This is a genomic window from Clostridium sp. UBA2485, from assembly GCF_002341865.1.
In the GTDB taxonomy this organism is placed as follows: Bacteria; Bacillota; Clostridia; order Clostridiales; family Clostridiaceae; genus Clostridium_J.
Genome location: NZ_DDOV01000001.1, coordinates 1 through 22709, shown reverse-complemented (window position 1 = coordinate 22709; position 22709 = coordinate 1). Strand labels below are relative to the sequence as shown.

Below are 22709 nucleotides of genomic sequence, written 5' to 3'. Positions count from 1 at the left end.
ATTATTCAGCTCCTACTCGATTTTTTATGTGATAGACGGTATGTGCATTATTAACCTATATTAAAGCAAAAAAATAAAAGCACTTAGTTAATTTTAAGCGCTTCGTAATCTCAATAAATTATTTTATGCTAATTGATTTATCGATTTGCTTAAATTTATTTGTACATTGTTACAGCAGCAATAATCAAAGCAGAAGCAGTATAATAGACAATGTATACAATAATATATTATCTGCTTTTAAGGTAGTATCTAAAATATAAATAATCCACTTAAACAAATTAAAGTATTTGTGATTAGTTTTTTATGTTTCATTCTAAAGTCATCTCCAGTCTTTTACGTATTAATAATATAAATGATAATAATTATAAATTTCATATCTATAATATAAAAATATAAATTTAAAACATATCTTGAATTAAAATAATAGAAGAGATATACTCAAATAAGTGAGATATTTTACGAATATGTATTTCAACTTTAGAACTTATTAGAAAATTGTGAATTGTGAAAAAATATTTAGTTTTAAGTGAAAAATTTAATATATCAGATAGAGGTACAAAGCTTTAGTAGCTTTGTTTAAAAGGGAAATGAGTGAAAATCTTATACGGTCCCGCCGCTGTAATGGGAAGAAGCTTCTTATAGATATGCCACTGATTTATATTGGGAAGGCTGAAGCAACTACGAACCAGAGTCAGAAGACCTGCCTTTATTTATACACTAAATACTCTACGGTTGATGGGGGGTGTCATAAAAAGAATAGCTGTATAAAGGCGTATTTATTTTGCTTTTATATAGGCTTTCTTCTGTGCGATTTTAAACCTCTTAACTCTTGAGTTAAGAGGTTTTGTTATTTTAGGCAATATATCGAAAGTTAAAGAGTAAAATGTTAATGGAGGTTTTTTATGGTGAGGAAAATTAAAGAATTTATGTTAATCAATTTAGGAATTATTATGGTGGCATGTGGAATGTACTTTTTTTTAATGACTAATAATTTAGCCATAGGAGGAGCTAATGGTTTAGCTATAGTTATTAATTATTTTATTCCTAACGTTTCAGTAGGAATTATAATGATAGCTATAAATATAGTACTTTTCATAGTAGCATTTATTTTTATTGGAAGTAATTTTGGTGTTAAAACCATATACTCTAGTTTTGGAGTATCTTTTATGGTTTTAATTTTAGAGAAAACAGTAAAACTTACACATTCAATTACAGGTGATTTGTTCTTAGAGCTTATTTTTGGAATTTTGATATCCGGTGCTGGCATGGGCATTGTATTTAATCAAGATGCATCTACTGGAGGTACAGATATCATAGCAAAAATTTTAAACAAATTTTTTCATATTGATTTAGGAAAAGGTGTACTATTATCAGATTTAAGTATTACTGTGGCTGCAGCCTTTGCTTTTGGGCTAAAGCTATCAATGTACGCAATGCTAGGAGTAATTATAAATGGATTTGTTATAGATTCTGTTATAGAGGGAATTAACATTTCTAAAGAAGTTACTATAATTAGTGATAAATATGATAAGATTAATGATTTTATTATCAAGGATTTAAATAAAGGGTCTACCTTCTACAATGGAAGAGGTGGTTTTACAAATAAAGATAAGAATATAATTGTAGTACTTATAGGAAGAAGAGAGTTTGCAAAATTAAAGCATTATATTAATGAGATTGATAATGAGGCCTTTGTAACAGTAAATAATGTATATGAAGTATTCGGCTATGGTTTTAAAAGTATTAATCATTAATTAGAGGTGGTGGAATATGAGAAGAGATAAATGTTATAATGGGCATTTTGTAGAAGATAAAAAAATAGATCAGATGAAGGAAAAACTTTATGATATTAGTGGCATGCTAATAAAAGATGACTCTATGGTTGCAGTTCTAAAGAATGCTACAAAAATTTCTAAGACAGATATTACAACTTTAATTTTAGGGGAGACTGGGGTGGGTAAGGAAGGAATAGCTAAGTATATTCATTATAATAGTTCAAGAAAGGACAAAGCCTTTATAACAATAAACTGTGGTGCAATACCAGAAAACCTTATAGAATCTGAGCTATTTGGCTATGAGCCAGGAGCTTTTACAGGAGCTAATAAAGGAGGAAAAATAGGACTATTTCAATTGGCAGATGGAGGTGCTGTATTCTTAGATGAAGTAGGAGAGCTTCCTCTAACAACACAAGTTAAACTTTTAAGAGTACTTCAAGAAAAGCAAATAGAAAAAGTTGGTGGTACGGAATTAATTTCAGTAGATATAAGGATAATTGCAGCTACTAATAAAGATTTAAAAGAATTAATAAATATGAAGCTATTTAGAGAGGATTTATATTATAGACTCAGTGTATTTCCTATAGAAATTCCTCCTCTAAGAAAGCGAAAAGAAGATATTTTATTACTTATAGAGCATTTTACAGAGTGCATAAATAAGAAATATAGTTCTAAATGTAGTTTTAGTGAAGAAACTTTAGAATATCTTTACAACTATGAATGGCCAGGAAATGTTAGGGAACTTAGAAATGTGATAGAAAGACAAATTATAATGAACGAAAATGCCATAGTAGAGGAAAGGAACTTACCAGAGGAAATTAGCAACATAAGAGTGGAACAGGATTATATACTTAGCATAAGCAACTATTCCATAAAAGGCTATAGCTTAAAGGAAATTATGGATAAGGTGGAGATGGAAATTATAATAGATGCTTTAACGAGGTATGGGAATATAAAAATTGCAGCAAAAGCTTTAAAAATAGATCCATCGACCCTCATCAGAAAGAGACAAAAATATATGAAGATTAGATCAGAAAATGATTTTAAATAAATAATTTTTTAACATATAATTTGTGCAGTTGCATTATTGCATATGACTATAGAAGTGTTGATAAACATAGAACTTGCATCATATAAAATATAATTATTACAAATTTTAAGTGATAATTATATTTTATATGATTTTTTTTATTTAAGGAATTGATGGAAATGTGGAACCCATACAAAAAACTATGTAATGTGAAGGAGACTATTGATAAAGTAGAGATTACAATAAGTTGTTTAACAGATGCAAAAATGTAAAATTGTAGCAAAGACCTTAGAAATAAATTCATCACATTCATTAGAAAAAGAAAAATATATGAAGATTAAATCAAAAAATAGTTTCGATAAATAATTTTTTAACATGCAATCTTGCATAGTTGCATTATTGCATATAACTATAGAAGGCATTGATAAATATAAGGTTTACATCATATAAAATATAATTATTGCAAATTTTCAGTGATAATTATAGATTATATGATTTTTTTTAATTAAAAGAATTGAGGAAAATAGGGAGTTTACACAAACATTTAAAGTTGGCACGGAAGTTGCTTTTAATATTAATCAGATAAATGAAAGGGAGGAATTTTTATGGGTTTAATGACTAAAGAAGAATATATAGAAAGCTTGAGGAAACTAAAAACTAAAGTGTATCTATTTGGTAAATTAGTAGAAAATCCAGTGGACCATCCAATGATTAGACCATCACTAAATTCAGTGGCTATGACTTATGAACTAGCACAGAAGGATGAATATTCTGATGTAATGACAGCAGTTTCAAATCTTACAGGGAAAAAAATAAATAGGTTTTGCCACATTCATCAAAGTGCTGAGGATTTAATAAATAAAGTTAAGATGCAAAGGTTATGTGGTCAAAAAACTGCTTCTTGCTTTCAACGTTGTGTAGGCATGGATGCTTTTAATGCAGTTTATAGTAGTACTTTTGAAATTGATGAGGCATATGGAACTAATTATCATGAAAGATTTAAAGAATATATGATATATGTTCAAGAGAATGATTTAGTAGTTGACGGAGCTATGACGGATCCAAAAGGAGATAGAGGATTATCACCAAGTAAACAGGAAGATCCTGATTTATACCTTAGGGTAGTGGAAAGAAGAGAAGATGGAATAGTAGTGAGAGGAGCAAAAGCTCATCAAACAGGAATGATAAATTCTCACGAAATACTTGTTATGCCAACTATATCTATGAAACCAGAAGATAAAGATTGGGCAGTGGCATTTTCTGTACCTGTAGACACAGAGGGGATATTTAGTATATATGGACGTCAATCCTGCGATACAAGAAAAATTGAAGAAGGTGCAGATATAGATATTGGAAACTCAAACTTTGGCGGACATGAGACTTTAACAATTTTTGATGATGTATTTGTACCAAATGAGAGAATCTTCTTAAATGGAGAAACTGAATTTGCAGGTATGCTAGTAGAAAGATTTGCAGGATATCATAGGCAAAGTTATGGCGGCTGTAAAGTTGGGGTAGGAGATGTACTTATTGGGGCTGCAGCCACAGCAGCAGATTATAATGGAGCAAATAAAGCTTCTCATATAAAGGATAAACTTATAGAGATGATTCATTTAAATGAGACTTTATACAGCTGCGGCATAGCATGTTCTTGTGAAGGCTGCAAAACAAAATCTGGAAATTATCAAATAGATTTATTACTTGCCAATGTATGCAAGCAAAATATAACAAGATTCCCTTATGAAATAGCTAGACTAGCAGAAGACATTGCTGGTGGACTTATGGTAACTATGCCTTCTGAAAAAGATCTTAGAGATCCAGAAATAGGACCTTATGTAGAAAAGTATTTAAAAGGTGTTGCAAGTGTATCAACTGAAGACAGAATGAGAATTTTAAGACTTATAGAAAACATAACCTTGGGAACAGCAGCAGTAGGTTATAGAACAGAATCTATGCATGGTGCTGGTTCACCTCAGGCACAGAGAATTATGATTTCAAGACAAGGAAACCTTGAAGATAAAAAGAAATTAGCTAAAAATATTGCAAAGATAAAAGAATAAACTGAGAGCACAAGGAGTAAAAAAATGGATTGGAGAGAGTTATATAAAGAAAAAGTTATATCTGAAAGTGAAGCAGCGGATAAAATAAAAAATGGGTATAGAGTTGTAATAGGCCATGCAGCTGGAGAACCTAAAGCAGTTATAGATGCTATGGTAAGGGATAGTGATAAGTTTTCAAATATAGAAATTGTTCACATGATAGGAATAGGTACAGGTGGATATGTGAAAGAGGAAAAAGAATTCAATTTTAAACATAATTCTCTTTTTGCTGGTTCATCCACAAGAAATGCTATAGTGGATGGAAGAGCTGATTTTACCCCTTGTTTCTTTTCAGAAATTCCAAAACTTTTTAGAGAAGAGTACCTAAAAGTAAATGTAGCAATAATTCAAATTTCTACCCCTGATGAACATGGATTTTGTAGTTTTGGTGTGTCTAACGACTACACAAAACCAGCAGCAGAGTGTGCAGATATTGTCATAGCTGAAATTAATCCTAATATGCCAAGAACTCTAGGAGATTCTTTTATTCATGTAAAGGATATTGATTATATAGTAGAGGTTAATTATCCATTAATAGAGATAAAACCTAGTGAAATTGGAGAAGTAGAAAAAGCCATTGGTAAAAATTGTGCAGAGCTTATAGAAGACGGCTCTACTCTCCAACTTGGAATAGGTTCTATTCCTGATGCAGTGTTATTATTTTTAAAGGATAAAAAAGACCTAGGTATTCATTCTGAAATGATTTCTGATGGAGTATTAGAGTTAGTTGAATCAGGGGTAATTAATAATAAGAAAAAGACTCTTCATAAGGATAAGATGGTAGTATCTTTTTTCATGGGAACAAAGAAATTCTATAACTTTATAGATAATAATCCAATGATAGAAATGCATCCTGTAGATTATGTAAATGACCCTTGTATTATAGGTAAAAATGATAATATGGTATCTATCAATTCCTGTATACAAATAGATTTAATGGGACAAGTTGCAGCTGAATCCATGGGTTTGAAACAATTTAGTGGTGTAGGAGGGCAAGTAGACTTTGTAAGAGGAGCTAATATATCTAATGGCGGGAAATCTATAATAGCAATGCCGTCCACTGCAGCAAAAGGTACCATATCTAGAATTGTTCCATTTTTAGAAGAAGGTACAGCAGTAACCACCTCTAGGAATGATGTACATTATGTAATTACTGAGTATGGGATAGCTGGACTTAAAGGAAAATCTTTAAAAGAAAGAGCAAGAGCTTTAATTAATATAGCCCATCCTAATTTTAGAGCCCAGCTTATAAAAGAGTGGGAGAAGAGATTTAATAAACAATTTGACTATTTTATTTATCATAAAATTCATAAATAATTGAAGGAGCTAGAATAATGATATATATAAATGAAGCGTGGTGTAAGGGCTGTGAACTATGCATAGACAATTGCCCAAAGAAGGTACTTGGAAAAAATAATATGAAGGCAATAGTAATTCAAGAAGAAAAGTGTATAAAGTGTGGCATATGTGAAGACATATGTCCAGACTTTGCTGTAAATATAAGGAGAGACAGTGATGAGTAAGTTAGTATTAATACAAGGAAATGAGGCTTGTGTTGAAGGCGCTATAAGGGCTGGAATGAAATTTTATGGTGGATATCCTATAAGTCCAGCTAGTGAAATTGCGGAACTAAGTTCTGTAAAGCTTCCAGAGGTTGATGGGGTATTTATACAGATGGAGGATGAGATTGCAGGAATAGCTGCTGTAGTTGGAGCAGCTATGACTGGAGTTAAAGCAATGACTGCAACTAGTGGTCCTGGATTTTCCTTAAAACAAGAGATAATTGGATATGCTTCCATGGCTGAAATTCCTTGTGTGATAGTGAATGTAATGAGAGGAGGTCCAAGTACAGGACTTCCAACATCTGTATCTCAGGGAGATGTAATGCAAAGTAAATGGGGGACTCATGGGGATCATCCAGTTATAGTAATAGCACCAGATAGTGTGGCTTCTACATATGAATTAACTATTGAAGCCTTTAATTACTCAGAGAAATATAGAGTTCCTGTAATTTTACTACTTGATGAAGTCATAGCACATATGAGGGAAAGCGTTTATTTAAAGGAAGATATAGAAATTATAAATAGAAAGAAACCTAGTTTAGAAGAAGCAAGAGAAGGATATATGCCATACAAAAATACAGAGGATTTAATACCTCCAATGGCTGCAATAGGTGAAGGATATAAATTTCATGTAACTGGATTAAATCATGATGAATGGGGATATCCTTCTAACTCCAATGAAGTTGCGGAAAAATTAACCTCAAGATTATTAAATAAAATAGAGAAAGATAAAGATGATATAGCTAAATATGATGAAGTAAAAACAGATAAATGCAAATCATTAATTATAGCCTTTGGTTCTACAGCTAGAGTTTGTAGAGGAATAGTTCTAAATAATAATCAAGATACTACAGGTTTATTTGTACCTTATACCATATGGCCTTTCCCAGATAATGCACTATTATCAATCATAGAAAAAAATAACATTGAGAAAATATTTGTACCAGAATTGAATGCTGGGCAATTAATCTTTGAAATTCAAAGAATTGTTGGAGATAGATGCAAAGTTATAGGTATTAATAAATATTGTGGTGAAATTTTTAAAACTAAGGAATTAGAAAGTGCAATTATGGAGGGAGCATATGAAAGAAGCATTAGTTAAAAAATATATGAGAGAAGATCGTCTTCCTCATATTTGGTGTGCAGGTTGTGGTAATGGAATAATAGTAAGTGCACTAGTTGAAGCCATTGACTCTCTAAATATAGATAAAAATAAAATTTGTATAGTATCAGGTATAGGTTGTTCTTCAAGAGCTACTCAATATATGAATTTTGATACAGTACACACCTTACATGGAAGAGCTATTGCCTATGCAGAGGGTATAAAACTCGCCAATCCTGAGCTAGAGGTAATAGTTTTGACTGGAGATGGAGATTGTACTGCTATAGGCGGAAATCACCTTATTCACGGTTGTAGAAGAAATATAGATTTAAAGGTAATTGTTTTCAATAATAATATATATGGAATGACAGGAGGGCAATGTTCTCCAACTACACCACTAAATGCTAGAACTACTACTTCGGAAAGTGGAAATGTATGTAGGGATTTTAATATATGTAAATTGTGTGAAGCTGCAGGAGCAACTTATATAGCAAGAAGCACTGTAGCACATTATAAACATCTAGTAAATGTTATAAAACAAGCTTTTGATAAAAAGGGGTTCTCTGTAATAGAAGCTTTAACACCTTGTCCAGTTCAGTTTGGAAGAAGAAATTCACTAAAAAGACCTTCTGACATGATAAATAATTTAAGAAAAAAAGTCAGTGAGAAGCAGGAAGAAACATATGAAATAGGCATATTTAAGAATACTGCAGAACCTGAATATATAGAAGAATATATAAGACAGTTTGAAAAGAAATAATTAATGTTTATTTGTTTTATAGAAAAACTATCTTAAAGATTAATTTATAGCTGAACTTTATTTAATAGAGAACTGATAATTAAAGTGGAAATTAATTTTAATCAAACTAATTTCTTTAATAGTTTTTTTAATAAAAGTGGCTATGTCACTTTAAAAAAATAAATTCAACACTTCTCTTGTAAAAGAGAAGTGTCCATAATTGTCCATTGTCAATAGTCAATTTTCAATTGTATAAGTATGATCTTAAACAATTTACTAACACAATTTTATGAATGGATAGACTAATTTTCAAAGTGGCACATCTATAAATATCTGTAAAGTAGTTTTAGGAGGAGAAGAGAATGAATAAAAAAGAGATAATCTTCACTGGATTAGGGGGACAAGGAATTGTAAAATCAGGAGTGATTTTAGCAGAAGCAGCAGTGCTAGAGGGTAAGCATGTAGTTCAAACTCAAAATTATGGACCGGAGTCTAGAGGAGGTTGTTGTAGAGCTGACGTGATTATCTCTGACGAAGATATATGTTATCCAAGAGTAGAAAAAGCAGATATAATATTGGCTTTAAGTCAAAGTGGTTTGGATAAGTTTAAAAATTTTTGTGATGAAGATACCATGATTATAACTGACAATAGTATAGATATTTCTGAAGAAAAAAATGTGCGAAAATTTGACATTTTTAATTGTACAGAAAATGTTCTAGAAAACACTCAAGCAATAAATATATTATGCCTTGGAATATTAGCTGCACTAACTAATGATATAGATTATGAAAATCTAGAAAAGGCTATATGCGATAATGTTCCAAAGTCCAGTATTGAAAAGAATCTATTAGCTTTTAATACGGGGGTAAACATGGTTGCTACAAGTTGATTTTAAAAAAATATAAGGAGAGAAGTGTTTAATGGGAAATAGTTCATATGTTAAAGAAATATTAGGCAAGATTAGAGTAGAAGAAGAGGAGAAGCTTAAGATGGAGAATAAAAAATATATAGAAAACTTAGTAAGTAATGCAAGAGTCGCTCAAAAAGAGTATGAAAACTTTACTCAAGAACAAGTGGATACAATAGTTAGAGAAATTGGAAAAATAATATATGATAGAGCTGAAGAGCTAGCAAAAATGGCTGTAGAAGAGACAGGAATGGGAGTATACAATCACAAAGTTACAAAGAATAAAGGGAAGTCTAAGGTTATTTGGAATAATTTAAAAGATAAAAAATCTATAGGAATTATAGGGGAAGAGAGAGAGAAAGCACTTATTAAAATAGCAAAACCTATGGGTGTAGTAGGAGCTGTTACACCTTGTACAAATCCTATAGTTACTCCTATGTGTAATGCTATGTTTGCTTTAAAAGGCGGAAATGCCATAATTATAGCGCCTCATCCTAGAGCAAAGAAATGCGCTAAATATGTAGTAGAACTTTTTAATGAAGCTATAGAAAAATTAGGTGCTCCAAAGAATTTAATACAAACTATAGAAGAGCCATCTATAGATTTAACTTCAGAGCTTATGAGACAAGTAGATGTAGTAATAGCTACAGGTGGCATGGGTATGGTTAAATCAGCCTATAGTAGTGGAAAACCAGCTTATGGAGTTGGAGCTGGAAATGTTCAGTGTATTATAGATAGAGAAGTTGATATAAAAGAGGTAGTTCCTAAAATAATAACAGGCAGAACTTTTGATAATGGAATAATATGTTCTGGAGAACAGAGTATAATAGCTCCTAAAGAAAGTTATAAAGAAATAATGGACGAATTTGTAAAAAATGGAGCTTATTATACTGAAGATAATGAAATAATAGAAAAGTTTGAGAAGGTATTATTTAATCAGGGAACTATAAATGGAAAAATTGTTGGACAAAGTGTTGAATTTATTGCAAGATTAGCTGAAGTGAAGGTTCCAAAGGATACTAAGGTAATAATTTTAAAAGCAAGAGGAAAAGGTACAGAAGACACACTATGCAAGGAGAAAATGTGCCCTGTAATGGTTAGTTTTGAATATGATAGCTTTAAAGAAGCAGTAGAAATAGCTCAAGCTAATCTAAATGTAGAAGGAAAGGGACATTCCTGTGCTATACACTCAAATAATAAAGAGCATATAGAATATGCAGGAGGAAAACTAACTGTAAGTAGACTTGTAGTTAACCAACCTTCATCAACTACTGCAGGAGGAAGTCTATATAATGGCTTTGCACCAACTACAACTTTAGGATGTGGATCTTGGGGAAATAACAGTATATCAGAAAACTTAGATTATAAACATTTAATAAATGTATCAAGAATAGGTTTCTACAATGTAGATGCTAAGATACCTACAGATGAAGAAATATGGGCACAATAATATATTAAGAGGGTGATTTTATGATGTTATTAGAAATTAAGCCAAAGATTATTAAATTTGATAGTTGTAAAAACTTTATTGAAGATTTTTCTATTGGAGATAAGGATTTAATATTTACAAACAAATTTTTATACAAAACTTTCCTTGAAGGGTTAGCTTTAAAATGTTCTTATATTTTTCAAGAGGATTATAATTTAAAAGAGCCTTCTGATGATATAATAGATGAAATAATGGCAGAAATTGCTCCTAAAAATTTTAAAAGAGTTATAGCTATAGGAGGAGGCTCCATTATAGATATATCAAAATTATTAGCTCTTAAAGAAGTTGAAAAAGTTAGTGAACTATTTAAAAAGAAGATACCAGCAATTAAGAACAAGGAGCTTATAATTATACCTACCACTTGTGGCACAGGTAGTGAGGTTACCAATATATCCATTGCTGAAATAAAAGCTAAGAAAACTAAAATGGGATTAACAGTGCCAGAGCTATATGCGGATTATGCAGTTCTTATACCAGAGTTAGTTAAAGGATTACCTTATGAATTCTTTGTCTATAGCTCCATAGATGCCCTTATCCATGCTATGGAATCTTTAGTTTCACCAAAGGCTAATCCATATACTAAGATGTATAGCACAGAAGCAATAAAAATGATAATAAAAGGCTACAAAGAAATAATCGAAAAAGGAAAAGAATATAGGACAGAGATTATAGAAGAGTTTTTAATAGCTAGTAACTATGCAGGAATTTCCTTTGGTAATGCAGGTGTAGGAGCTGTTCATGCACTTTCATATCCTCTTGGAGCAAAGTATCATGTTCCTCATGGAGAAGCAAACTATGAGTTCTTTATTGAAGTGTTTAAATATTATAATAAAAGAAATCCAGAAGGAAAAATAAAAAATGTAAATACTTTACTTGCAAATTTATTAAAAGTTAAAGAGGGAGAAGATGTATACAATTCATTAGAAATGCTTTTAAATAATTTGATTAGTAGGAAAGATTTAAGAGATTACGGTATGGAAGAAAATGAAATAGAAGAGTTTACTGAAAATGTAATCAATACTCAGCAAAGACTTCTAGCAAATAATTATGTAGAGCTTAGTAAGGAAGAAATTTATGAGCTATATAGAGCACTATATTAATTAAAGTTCATTCCCATTAAATAATATATAGCTATATTTTAAAATAGAGTTTATTAAAACTTTTATTATTTCAATTTGTAAGTATAAGAAATTTAATAAAGCTTAATATTAAGGTATGAAATAAATAAATCATTTGTTTATTTCATACCTTTTTAAAATATATTATTTGATAGGAATTAAAGTAATATTATATACGAATGTAAGCTTTGTATATAATTTAGTAAGTCAAAAGATAAGTATTCTTTGTAAGATATTTTACAACCAGTTATTAAAAGCTTAAAAAAATTGTAATTCGTATTTTAGTACGTTTTGGTAAAAATTGTAACTAAGATTATATATTTTCATATTATATAAGATAAGTAAGTTTATAAAGAGGAATAGTGATTATGATGCATTCTAATTTTTATGATACTGAACCATATTATGATCAAGATAGGGATAGTCAAGGGAACATAAGGGTAATTGGTATTGGAAGTATACAAGCTGAACCAGATATTGCTATTGTCAATTTAGGAGTTATGACAGAAGATAAAAACTTAGAAACAGCTCAAAGAGAAAATATAATGATAAGTAATAGGGTTATAAATCAACTTGAGGAAATGGGAATTTTAAGAAGAGACATAAAAACTTCAATTTATAATATTGAGCCCCAATATGATTATATTGAAGGTAAACAAGTGTTTAGAAATTATAAGGTAACTAATATTTTTACTGTGACTATAAGGGATATAAGAAGAGTAGGGGAAATAATTGATGCTTCAGTTAGCATTGGAGCAAACAATGTGGGAAACATAAGCTTTACAATTTCTAATCCTAGATATTATTATAATAAAGCTTTACAATTAGCTGTTATAGATGCAGTAGAAAAAGCTATAACCATTGGAAACACCTTAAAAGTGTCAGTAAATACAATTCCTAATAGTATAAAAGAACAGGCCCCTATACAAGAGTTTGAAAGTAGAGCTATGATGAAAACTTATACAGCTAGTACTCCAGTAATGCCTGGTGAAATTGAGATAACTGCGAGAGTAGAAGGAAGTTTTCAGTATTGATAGAAGTTCTATTAAAAAAATATATATCTGCAAAATTAAGCTTTATTTAACAATTAATATGACTATTTGCATAGCAAATAGTCATATTAATTTACATTTTTATAAAGAAACTTTTCTAAAATTAACTTGTATAGGGTTTTTGTTTTTCATTCTTAACTGTTGATTTATATAAGTTGTCATTTATCAATGGTCAGTTAGTTAAAAATTTTTATGCTGTTATTTTACAGGTTTTGAACTTCATAAATTTATAATTCTTTAGTATTTTTATAGTTTTTTAGTACTATATATAAATATTACAAATATATATCGTAATAAATAGTAATTATCTTACAATTTTAAAGAATTTATTATAATCTTAGAATCATTGTTTAAGATTAACATATTCTTTATATGTGTTTAAAATAATTTTATAAGTTTATTTTATATTATAGAGAAAACTCTATTAAATATAATATGTTACTTATTAGATAAATTTTAAGATTAACTATTTAAGAAGAAGTTGCTAAGGCTGAAAGGTTTGAAGTAATAATTGAAATCTTCTCTGTAATGCTACCTTCACCAGATAATATACTGTTATTAAATTTAACTATATCTACAGTATAAATGAAGCAAGCAGAGCAAGTACTACATTCGCAATAAGTGAAATTGAAGGAATTAGTAATATTTGTTGCTGCTGATAGAAATCCAATAGAGTAAGTCCAGCTTCCTAAGGCAACTTTTGTTCCGTCATTGCAAAATTTACTTAACTCAAAGATTAATGTGAATGGAGTAATTGCTGTACCACCGGATATAAGTGCTTGATAATTAATAGTGCTATTAAAATCAATTTTTATAGCTGGTTTACGTAAGCAAGTTGTGTCAATAGTAATGCTAGTTATGGTTATAGGAGTAGAAGTATTAGGGAAAATAGATAGTCCATTTCCAGTGCTGCAAGATAAAAGTATTGAGTTAGGTAGTGGATGTATTAAAGTTATATCTCTATCAGTAGCACATTTACAGGGATTAGATTTACAATACTCACATTTAAGAGATTTAGATTTTGAATTCATAAATATTCCTCCCTTATTTTATAAGTCTTTGCGTTTGTAAAAAAATACAAATATCTACTACATCATATGCACGTTTAGTAGTTTTATTACTAAATAAATAAGGAGTCCTATTAATAGAGGACTCCCATAAATTCAAAACATTACATCTTATCTGTAAATTAAACATAAAAATTAATTAGCAAGAAGAAATTGCTAATGCTGTAAGTTTTGAAGTAAGAATTGAGGCGGTTTCTGGTGTAAGGGTAGCATTAATGAATGAACTTGTATTAGCTTGAACTATATCTACGGTATAAACGCAGCATGCTAGGCATGCATGACATTCACAGAAAGTAAAAGCAAAGCTTTCAGTAATATTTACTGCAGCGGCTAATAGTGCTATTGTGAAAGTCCAACTTCTCAGTGGTATTTTAGAACCATTATTACAGGTTTTGCTCAATTGAAAAGTTACTGTGTAAGGAGTAGTTAATATAGGACCTCCTTCTGCTGAGAGAGTAAGAACTGATTGATAATTAATTATACTAGTAAAATCAATTTTTACAGTTGGACTGCATAAACAAGTAGTATCAATTGTAGCGCTAGCTACCGGTACAAGATTAAATTGAGTGCCAGGGGTAACTGCTGGAATAATTAAGCTGGTTCCAGTACCACAAGATAAAATTTCAGTGGAAGGTATAGGGTGTCCTGGTACATAATTACAAGTGTTACAGCAATCTTGCTGTTTACAACAATTAAATTTTGAACTCATGAATATTCCTCCTCAATATTTTTACTGAATTTTTACTTTTGTAAATTATTTTAAAATATGTATTATATTATATGAATTATTAGGGTACTGTGTTACTTTACACATTAGCTAAGGTATTTTAAGTTAATATAGGGTTCCTTAATAAAAATTTGATTTATACATTATTTTAATTTCCGTAACAAAATTTTTCTTTAGAAATCAAAAGTTAAGAATTAAAGATACGAATTATGGTTAAAATTTCACCTTCAGAACATTCGAAATTTTTTAGAATAAATTTTATTTTAAGAAATTCGCTAAAGGTGAATTTCGTATCAAATTTTTTATTATTTTCAAGAGAGTAAGCTATTTTTATAATTATTATATTTATATATCATAAAAACAAATTAGGAGCCTCATTAATAGAGGACTCCTATAAATTGAAAATATGACATTTTTTCTATAAGTTAAGCATAAGAATTAATTAACAAGAAGAAGCTGCTGTTGCTGTAAGGCTTGAAGTAACAATTGAAGCAGATTCACTTGTAACAGTAACGCCAAGTAATGCACTTCTAGTAGCTTGAACTATATCTACAGTATAAACACAACATGCTGGACATGCATGACATTCGCAATGGGTGAAAGCAAAGGTTTCAGTAATGTTTACGGCAACTGCTAATATTGCTATTGTAAAAGTCCAGCTTCCTAGTGGTATTTTAGTTCCATTATCACAGGTTTTACTTAATTGGAAAGTTACTGTAAATGGAGTAGTTATTACAGGAGCTGCTAAAACAAGAAGTGCTTGATAATTAATTATACTAGTAAAATCAATTTTTACAGCTGGGCTGCATAGACAAGTAGTATCAATTGTAACACTAGCTACTGGTACAGGATTAAATTGAGTACCAGGAGTAACTGCTGGAATAGTTAATCCAGTTCCTGTACCGCAAGATAAAATTGTTGGTCCAGGTAACGGATGCCCAGGAGTACAAGCACAAGTGTTGCAGCAATTTTGTTGGTTACAACAAGTAAATTTTGAATTCATAAATATGCCTCCTTAATATTTTTAATAAATTTTACTTTTGTAAATTATTTTAAAATGTGTAGTATATTATATGGATTATTAGATAACTGTGTTACCTTACTATATAAATTAAGAAAATTTAATTCTTCCACCATTAAGGAACAGTTTAATCAATAGAGAATTTAAAGTAATGTACAATTAATAATGGAAAATTGACAATTATGGTTGAAATTANNTTTTAATCAAACTAATTTTTTACTAGTAGTACAATTGATAGTTCTTTATAAAAAATAACTATGTGGTTTCAAAAATAAATCAATTCTAAATTTCTCAGTTTTACTGAGAAATTTAGAATTGTGCATTGTGAATTGAATAAAGGAGAAGTAACAATAATTCTCCATTGACAATTTTCAATTATCCATTGTAGAAGGTTTTACTTGAGGTGAAGTATAACTTCAATCAACACCAATTTAATTAACTAGAATAATAGAAATAGATAATACAATTGAAGTATTAGTAAATGTATTAATTTTAGAATATATTATAAAAAATAAATTAGGAGCCTCATTGATAGAGGACTCCTATAAATTAAAAATATAACATTTTATTTGTAGTTAAGTTTAAATTAATTAGCAAGAAGAAGCTGCTATTCCTGTAAGACTAGAAGTAACGATTGAAGCAGTTTCACTTGTAACAGTAACGCCAAGTAGTGCACTTCTAGTAGCTTGAACTATATCTACAGTATAAACACAACATCCTGGGCATGCATGACATTCACAATGAGTGAAAGCAAAGGTTTGAGTAATATTCACTGCAGCTGCTAATATTGCTAGTGTAAAAGTCCAGCTTCCTAGTGCTATTTTACTACCATTATCGCAGGTCTTACTTAATTGGAAAGTTACTGTAAATGGAGTAGTTAGTAATGGACCTGCTCCTAAAGTAAGAAGTGCTTGATAATTAATTATGCTAGTAAAATCAATTTTTACAGATGGTCTGCATAAGCAAGTAGTATCAATTGTAACACTAGCTACTGGTATAGGATTAAATGGAGTACCAGCAGTAACTGCTGGAATAGCTAAGCCACTTGCTGTACCACAAGATAATATTGATGGACCAGGTAATGGGTGTCCTGGAGTACAGTGGCAAGTATTGCAGCACTCCATATCACAGTTCCATTTATGCTCATGGCAGCAGCATTTGTCATGGTCGCATCTATCATGGCATTTATCATGACATTTATCATGGCATCTGTCATCCCATTTGTCGTCGCATTTACAAGGATTGCATCTGCAATGTTCGCATTTAAAAGATTTAGATTTTGAATTCATAAATAAGCCTCCCTTATACTTTTACATAATTTTAATTTTTTATAAGTTATTTGAAAATATTTTATCTAAAACTCTTCATTATATTATATGAGACATTGGACAAGTGTGTTACTTTGCTATAGAAAACTTATTTTTAATTAATCGCAACAATCATCATAGTCGTCAGAGAATAGTGGTCTTAATTTTTGATCCGGATAGAATTTTGGTGGTGGTAATTTACAGAATATTTCACACGGATCTTCTGTTGGTTCTTCTTTACATTGTTTAGGTACTGGACAGTAACCATAAGCAGGAATTAGCAATTGAACAATAAGTTCACATTTTACTATTAAATGGAACCCTAAAGTTATATCCAATACATCGCAACAATCACAATCTCTAGTAAATACGCCATCAAGACAATCTGCTACTAATTCAAGTTTTATAATTTCGGGATCGAAATCTTCATCTTCATCAGGGCACATAGTGCTAGAAGTGGTTTTAGCTATTGAGTCAGGACAATAAAGTTTAGAAATAACTTCAGTTCTATTTATTTCAAATAATTCAGATTGAGTAGTACCACATGTATCTAAAAAATCTGCGAAAAATGAAATCATAAAAGAAATAATAACTTTTTTATATCCTGGCTTACCGTTAATAGGAATTTTATCTACAGATAAAAGTTTAATACTAAAATCTCTACATCCTAAAAATCTTTTTGGATCTGTTAGTGGATTACTTCTTAGTTCTTCGTCAGTACAATTTGTATCAGGACCTTCTTTAAATTTAAGACATTTTTTAATTAAACATTGGTCAAATACTTTAGGTACTTCGATACATACCAATTCAACTGGGTCAGGAAGGTATCCTTGTTTATTTACTAGCCCAGGACGTGGTGAGAAATTATCACTAGTAATTGCCATATATTTTCCTCCTTTTTACATAGGATATTCTTACTTACATTACATTGTATGTAAATGAAATAATTGTGTGATAGTTTAAATGTGGTCATATATATATAAATAAAAAAATATAATTTTATAAAGAGGTGAAATATATGGAGAATACTAATACTTGGATTTTTTACGATAAAGAAAATAATTTATGGAAGTTTATTTTAAAAGAAAATGGGAATCTAGTTTACAATATTATGTATTCAGAAGATAGATGGACTAACGAAAGTAAAATTGATACAGGAGTATCAGAATTTAATATTACTATAGATGAAGAGCAAAATATTCACATTATATATAGTAAAAAAGGAAAACTAAAATATTGTATTTGGAATAAAGATCAGTGGCTAGGAAAAGTACTATATGGCTTTGAAGCTAGTGAGAATGAAATAAGAGAACTTACTTTAATTATGGTAGAAAATCATATAAATGCATTTTTTATACTGAAAAATATAAATAATTCTTCGAGAGGGACTCTTATGCATTATATATGGAGAGAGGATAATGCTATAATTAACACTATTCATAATATTATGCTTATACCAAATGTAAATAATCATTATCATGCAGAGGTAGTGAGAGGAAATAATATTTCTATATTTTTTATCAATAATAAAGAGCCGGAAATAGAAGTAAAAAATTTTGTATATAAAAAACCCAATTGGAGTTTACCTAAGAAATTATATGATATAAAAGGTAGCAAAATAAATTTTTGCACTATACTTTCAAAAAATAAGACTCATATTTTAAATTTATCTAAGGAAAAGGAGATATATTCATTAGAAGCTGTATATATAGATTTTAATGGAGAAATGAAATATGATAAACTTTTTGAAGGAAAAACAGAAATTACAGATCCTATATTAATTGAAAAAAACAATATTTTATGGGCAATATGGAGAGAAAAAAAGGATATAATTTGTTCTTCATTTGAAAATGAATGGAATGCACCATTTAGATTAGATATTGAAGAAGAAAAAGAAATTTTGTTGTACAATTGTATATTTGGATATGATGATGAAAAGATAAAGGGTAGTAAAATTCTAGGTACAAATTCTTATCCAATAAAATTTTTCTTACCTGTAGATCCTATAAATAATGATTATAAGGAAGATAATTCAAAAGATGGCGACAAATTATTAGATATGGATGAAGGAAAAAAAAATGCAAGAGAAGATGTAGCCAACTTAAGTGATTTAAATAGTGAATTAGAAAGTATAATAGTTAACTTAAAAATAGAATTAAAGCAAAAAGAAAGAATTATTGGAGAATTGGAAGAAAGATTAAGTAATATAGTCTATAAAAATAAAAAGATTCAAGAGAAATGCAATATTTTTAAGCAAGTACATGAAGAGTCTCAAGATGGATTAAAAGAAAGAAAGAAGCAGTTGGATGATTTGCAAAAAAAATTAGAAGAAACAATTAATGAAAATGAAAATTTAAATCTTGAGATAGAGAAATTAAAGAAAGAAAAAGAAAAATTACAAGAAATTTTAAATAAAATGAATCTTGAGAATGAACATATAAATAAAGAACTAAAAGTAATAAATAATAAAAGAAAAGAATTGGAGCAAAATCTAGAACAGATAACTATTGAAAATGAAAGTATAAGAAAAGAGTTCCAAAGTATAATTAAAGAGAAAGAAGAACTACAAAGCGCACTAGAAACAGTAGATAAACAATTAAGTATTGTAACTAAAGAAAAAGAAGAAGTTACAATAATGTTAAGACAAGTTAATAAAGAAAAAAATAAATTGCAAATGGATCTAGAAAATGAAATGAATAAATCTATTATAAGTAAAATTTGGGGGAGGAGGGATGATACCTAGAGGTTATGTCAACAGTAGAAAGGATAAAAGAAACAACTTATTATGTGTCAAACTTAGGAAATAAGACTATAACAGCTATTGATGGAGAAAAGAATACTATAATAAAAACCATCAATCTTCCTTACAAACCTTTTAGGATATCATCACATAAAAATGGTGATATTTATGTCGGTAGTGATAAAAATCTTATTGCAATTATATGTAATTCCAATGATGAAATAAAAACATTAGATATCCCTAATAATGGCAACTTAGAAATAGATATAGTAAATGGAAGAATATATATATCAAACACTTCAGAAATATTGGTGTACGATATATTTACAGAAAGGAAAATAGCAAGAATCGTAGGATTTATGGCTATAGAGAGTTTAAAATTAGATTCACATGGAAAATGTTTAGTAATTTTAGATTCATTACGTAAAGATTTAAAGGTTTATGATACATCTAATTTTAAATTGTTAACAAGAATTAAAAATGTTGGTGTAAAGCCTAGTTATATTTTAATAAACGATGATAATAAATTCATATATGTAGCAAATCAAGGTGGAAAGGCTAAAAATTCTGCTAGCATCTCTACAATAGATATTGAGAAAAAAGAAGTTTTTCAAATAGAATTACCAACAAATTCTTCTATAACGAGCCTAGCACTTAAAGATAATATTTTATATGCTGCTAATAGAGGACTTAACAGGGTGGAGATAATAAATATTACAACTAATACATTAGAAGGATTTATTGCAACTACATTACCGGAACCACAAAGTATATTATTAACTCCAAATAAAGATAAGCTTCTTGTAACTGATAGAAATTGTGGTGGTCAGGGAGCATTAGATATAATTGATACAGGCAATAATTCCATAGTTAATACTATTCTTGTAGAAGGAATTAACAGTCAACCTTATGATATTACAATGGTTTTAAGTGAATCACTTATTGGAAATGAAAATGCCATTGATTCAACTAATATAGAAGAAAAAAAAGATGAAATTGAATTGTCTCCTATAATAGTTAAAAAAATATTTTCAAGTTATAAAGAAAATATATCTTTGCCCAAAGTTATAGTGGATATTCCTAAAACTTATAAAGAACCTTTTACTTTCCAAAAAATTATAATTCATAATGGATTTATAGTAAATAAAACAGAGATAAGAGAGAAAATAGAAGATAGGCCAAATTTTTCAAAAGTTAAATTTACACTGAGAATTCCATACAATATTGAATTTAGAGATGGTAAACGTAAGAAAAAAACTATAAAAAGATTTGTGGAAAAAAATAAAGAAGTCACATTATGTATACCTAACTCTACTGAAACAAGTGAATTAGACCTAGTTGTGAAAACTCACTCTAAAACAAGAAAAGCTCCTATATTGATTAAAGATGTATTTTGTTTTTCGCTAGATGTATTCATGGAAATAAAAGTTGTAGGAGAGGTTGAAGCATTAGTTCACTTAAATAAATTATAAATTATATAATTTAGTGAGTAATGATAAATAAATTAAAATTGCAAAAAATTTATTGACTTTAGATGGTGATAAAATTTGAAAATGAAATTAAAAATACAAATTTATTTTAAATTAAAGCACTAGAACTATCATATCTAGTGCTTTATTTTAGACTATTCTTTGTATTATTAAGGTGTACAATGGTGGTACTATTAAAAGTTTATTGTAATAGTTTTATTGCTTTTTACGAATATCTTCAAATCTCATATATCCAATTTAAAAACATATTAAATTTTTCTGTATAATTTAGTGCAGGTTTTAATAAAACATCTTAAAAAATAACTAATAAATTGTGTTAACATATTTGTCTATGTATTTCAGTTCAGAAGCCTAGAACATATTTTTATTTAATTTATAGATTACTTATAGTCTAATATAATTTTAGTTTCAAAGTAAAAATATATTATCATAAAAAACATTTAAAATTTATTGTTTATGATATTATTATGTTTAATTTTTATGAAGTTACTTCAATGAATAATTGTATCAATTGTAAAAAAATAACATATATTAAATAGTAGTAATAACTATGGGGGAGATGAAGTGTCTAAGTTTTTTTGCAGAAAAACTAGAAAGAGAATTGGGGCAATAGTAGTAGCTGTAGGTCTGGGAATACTATTAGCAATGCTAATTCCATTTTGGGGATGGATTGTGGCAATGGGATGTGTAATTATAGGTTTAGGGTGGAAGATTATGGAGGACCGTAATTAATTTATAGGGGGGAAATAATGAAAATATTTGCAATAAAGCTTCCGAAATTTTTATCTAAAATAATTGGTATATTTATTAGAAAAAAATAAACATAAAAAAATGCAACTCTTTATTGAGTTGCATTTTTTAAGCTTATATAGCACGTTGAACCTTACCTGAACGTAAGCATCTAGTACATACATGAATAGTTTTAGGAGATCCTTTAACTATAGCTTTAACTCTTTTTAAATTTGGAGCCCATTTTCTTTTAGATTGGCGGTGTGAGTGGCTGAACTGAGAACCTGATACAACACCTTTATCACATATATCGCATCTTCTTGACATTATAAACACCTCCTTAAAATAACCAACACTGTTTAAATCAAACATACAATATTTTAACATAGTCATTATAAACTATGCAAGCAAAATGTAAAATAATTAACGGAAATTCTATTAATTACAAATTAAAATTGTTGAATTAATTTACTTTATAATATAGAATAATCTATATAGTGTTATTAAGGAGGAGTTATTATGAAAGCTAGCATAACAAATCAAATAGGTAACGTATATTACTCAGAAGAAGTTTTAGCAAACATTGCAGGTGTGTCAACAATGGAATGCTATGGTGTTGTTGGTATGGCTTCTAAAAATGCTACAGATGGATTATGGGAGCTTTTAAAGGGTGAAAACCTAAGCAAAGGTGTCAAAATAAATACGAAAAATGAATCCTTAACAGTAGAATTATATATAATAGTAGAATATGGAA

Annotated in this window: 21 protein-coding genes and 1 riboswitch; of the genes, 15 read left to right on the top strand and 6 right to left on the bottom strand. The window is 29.1% G+C overall.

The window, feature by feature from the left end:
• Positions 1 to 534 precede the first annotated feature (534 nt).
• A riboswitch (cobalamin riboswitch) is annotated at positions 535 to 722 on the top strand.
• Between the two features lie 180 nt (positions 723 to 902).
• The 11 genes from B3603_RS00105 to B3603_RS00055 all read left to right on the top strand — a co-directional run bounded on the left by B3603_RS00105 (position 903) and on the right by B3603_RS00055 (position 12856).
• A complete protein-coding gene (locus B3603_RS00105; RefSeq protein WP_291559330.1) occupies positions 903 to 1754 on the top strand; it encodes a YitT family protein in 852 nt (283 codons plus the stop codon).
• 16 nt (positions 1755 to 1770) lie between these two features.
• Positions 1771 to 2826 carry a sigma-54 interaction domain-containing protein gene (locus B3603_RS00100; RefSeq protein WP_291559328.1) on the top strand — a complete coding sequence of 352 codons (1056 nt, stop codon included), beginning with the start codon at positions 1771 to 1773 and terminating at the stop codon, positions 2824 to 2826.
• A gap of 584 nt (positions 2827 to 3410) precedes the next feature.
• Positions 3411 to 4865 (top strand): 4-hydroxyphenylacetate 3-hydroxylase family protein, encoded by a 1455-nt coding sequence (locus tag B3603_RS00095; protein WP_291559326.1) that lies wholly within the window; start codon positions 3411 to 3413, stop codon positions 4863 to 4865.
• 24 nt (positions 4866 to 4889) lie between these two features.
• Positions 4890 to 6221 (top strand): acetyl-CoA hydrolase/transferase family protein, encoded by a 1332-nt coding sequence (locus tag B3603_RS00090; protein ID WP_291559324.1) that lies wholly within the window; start codon positions 4890 to 4892, stop codon positions 6219 to 6221.
• 17 nt (positions 6222 to 6238) lie between these two features.
• Positions 6239 to 6427: a 4Fe-4S dicluster domain-containing protein gene (locus B3603_RS00085; protein WP_291559322.1), complete on the top strand. Its 189-nt coding sequence runs from the start codon at positions 6239 to 6241 to the stop codon at positions 6425 to 6427.
• Positions 6420 to 7568 carry a 2-oxoacid:acceptor oxidoreductase subunit alpha gene (locus B3603_RS00080; protein ID WP_291559320.1) on the top strand — a complete coding sequence of 383 codons (1149 nt, stop codon included), beginning with the start codon at positions 6420 to 6422 and terminating at the stop codon, positions 7566 to 7568. The genes B3603_RS00085 and B3603_RS00080 overlap by 8 nt, the downstream gene beginning before the upstream one ends.
• On the top strand, positions 7549 to 8328 hold the full coding sequence (locus B3603_RS00075; protein WP_291559317.1) for a thiamine pyrophosphate-dependent enzyme: 780 nt from the start codon (positions 7549 to 7551) through the stop codon (positions 8326 to 8328). Before B3603_RS00080 ends, B3603_RS00075 begins: the two co-directional genes overlap by 20 nt.
• A gap of 341 nt (positions 8329 to 8669) precedes the next feature.
• Positions 8670 to 9197, top strand: a complete 528-nt coding sequence (locus tag B3603_RS00070; protein ID WP_291559316.1) for a 2-oxoacid:acceptor oxidoreductase family protein — start codon at positions 8670 to 8672, stop codon at positions 9195 to 9197.
• A gap of 100 nt (positions 9198 to 9297) precedes the next feature.
• Positions 9298 to 10665: an aldehyde dehydrogenase family protein gene (locus B3603_RS00065; RefSeq protein ID WP_291559332.1), complete on the top strand. Its 1368-nt coding sequence runs from the start codon at positions 9298 to 9300 to the stop codon at positions 10663 to 10665.
• A gap of 20 nt (positions 10666 to 10685) precedes the next feature.
• Positions 10686 to 11804 carry a 4-hydroxybutyrate dehydrogenase gene (locus B3603_RS00060; RefSeq protein WP_291559315.1) on the top strand — a complete coding sequence of 373 codons (1119 nt, stop codon included), beginning with the start codon at positions 10686 to 10688 and terminating at the stop codon, positions 11802 to 11804.
• Between the two features lie 386 nt (positions 11805 to 12190).
• Positions 12191 to 12856: an SIMPL domain-containing protein gene (locus B3603_RS00055; RefSeq protein ID WP_291559314.1), complete on the top strand. Its 666-nt coding sequence runs from the start codon at positions 12191 to 12193 to the stop codon at positions 12854 to 12856.
• 488 nt (positions 12857 to 13344) lie between these two features.
• Here B3603_RS00055 and B3603_RS00050 read toward each other — a convergent pair whose 3' ends face one another.
• The 5 genes from B3603_RS00050 to B3603_RS00030 form a co-directional block, all read right to left on the bottom strand.
• Positions 13345 to 13905 carry a DUF4489 domain-containing protein gene (locus B3603_RS00050; protein ID WP_291559312.1) on the bottom strand — a complete coding sequence of 187 codons (561 nt, stop codon included), beginning with the start codon at positions 13903 to 13905 and terminating at the stop codon, positions 13345 to 13347.
• A gap of 175 nt (positions 13906 to 14080) precedes the next feature.
• Positions 14081 to 14650: a DUF4489 domain-containing protein gene (locus B3603_RS00045; RefSeq protein ID WP_291559310.1), complete on the bottom strand. Its 570-nt coding sequence runs from the start codon at positions 14648 to 14650 to the stop codon at positions 14081 to 14083.
• 460 nt (positions 14651 to 15110) lie between these two features.
• Positions 15111 to 15671: a DUF4489 domain-containing protein gene (locus B3603_RS00040; RefSeq protein WP_291559308.1), complete on the bottom strand. Its 561-nt coding sequence runs from the start codon at positions 15669 to 15671 to the stop codon at positions 15111 to 15113.
• Between the two features lie 608 nt (positions 15672 to 16279).
• Positions 16280 to 16978, bottom strand: a complete 699-nt coding sequence (locus B3603_RS00035; RefSeq protein ID WP_291559306.1) for a DUF4489 domain-containing protein — start codon at positions 16976 to 16978, stop codon at positions 16280 to 16282.
• 137 nt (positions 16979 to 17115) lie between these two features.
• Entirely contained in the window at positions 17116 to 17880 is a 765-nt protein-coding gene (locus B3603_RS00030; protein ID WP_291559305.1) for a hypothetical protein, read from the bottom strand.
• 134 nt (positions 17881 to 18014) lie between these two features.
• Between B3603_RS00030 and B3603_RS00025 the strand changes: the two genes are divergently transcribed.
• The 3 genes from B3603_RS00025 to B3603_RS00015 all read left to right on the top strand — a co-directional run bounded on the left by B3603_RS00025 (position 18015) and on the right by B3603_RS00015 (position 21958).
• Entirely contained in the window at positions 18015 to 19739 is a 1725-nt protein-coding gene (locus B3603_RS00025; RefSeq protein WP_291559303.1) for a hypothetical protein, read from the top strand.
• A 5-nt stretch (positions 19740 to 19744) separates the two neighbouring features.
• Positions 19745 to 21208 carry a YncE family protein gene (locus tag B3603_RS00020; RefSeq protein ID WP_291559301.1) on the top strand — a complete coding sequence of 488 codons (1464 nt, stop codon included), beginning with the start codon at positions 19745 to 19747 and terminating at the stop codon, positions 21206 to 21208.
• Positions 21209 to 21790: 582 nt separating this feature from the next.
• Entirely contained in the window at positions 21791 to 21958 is a 168-nt protein-coding gene (locus tag B3603_RS00015; protein WP_291559299.1) for a hypothetical protein, read from the top strand.
• Between the two features lie 132 nt (positions 21959 to 22090).
• Here the strand turns inward: B3603_RS00015 and rpmB are convergent, their stop codons facing one another.
• Positions 22091 to 22282, bottom strand: coding sequence for a 50S ribosomal protein L28 (gene rpmB, locus B3603_RS00010; protein WP_039631798.1), 192 nt, complete (start codon positions 22280 to 22282; stop codon positions 22091 to 22093).
• A gap of 192 nt (positions 22283 to 22474) precedes the next feature.
• Here rpmB and B3603_RS00005 point away from each other — a divergent pair.
• The coding region (locus B3603_RS00005; protein WP_291559292.1) for an Asp23/Gls24 family envelope stress response protein at positions 22475 to 22709 on the top strand (235 nt) is incomplete at its 3' end.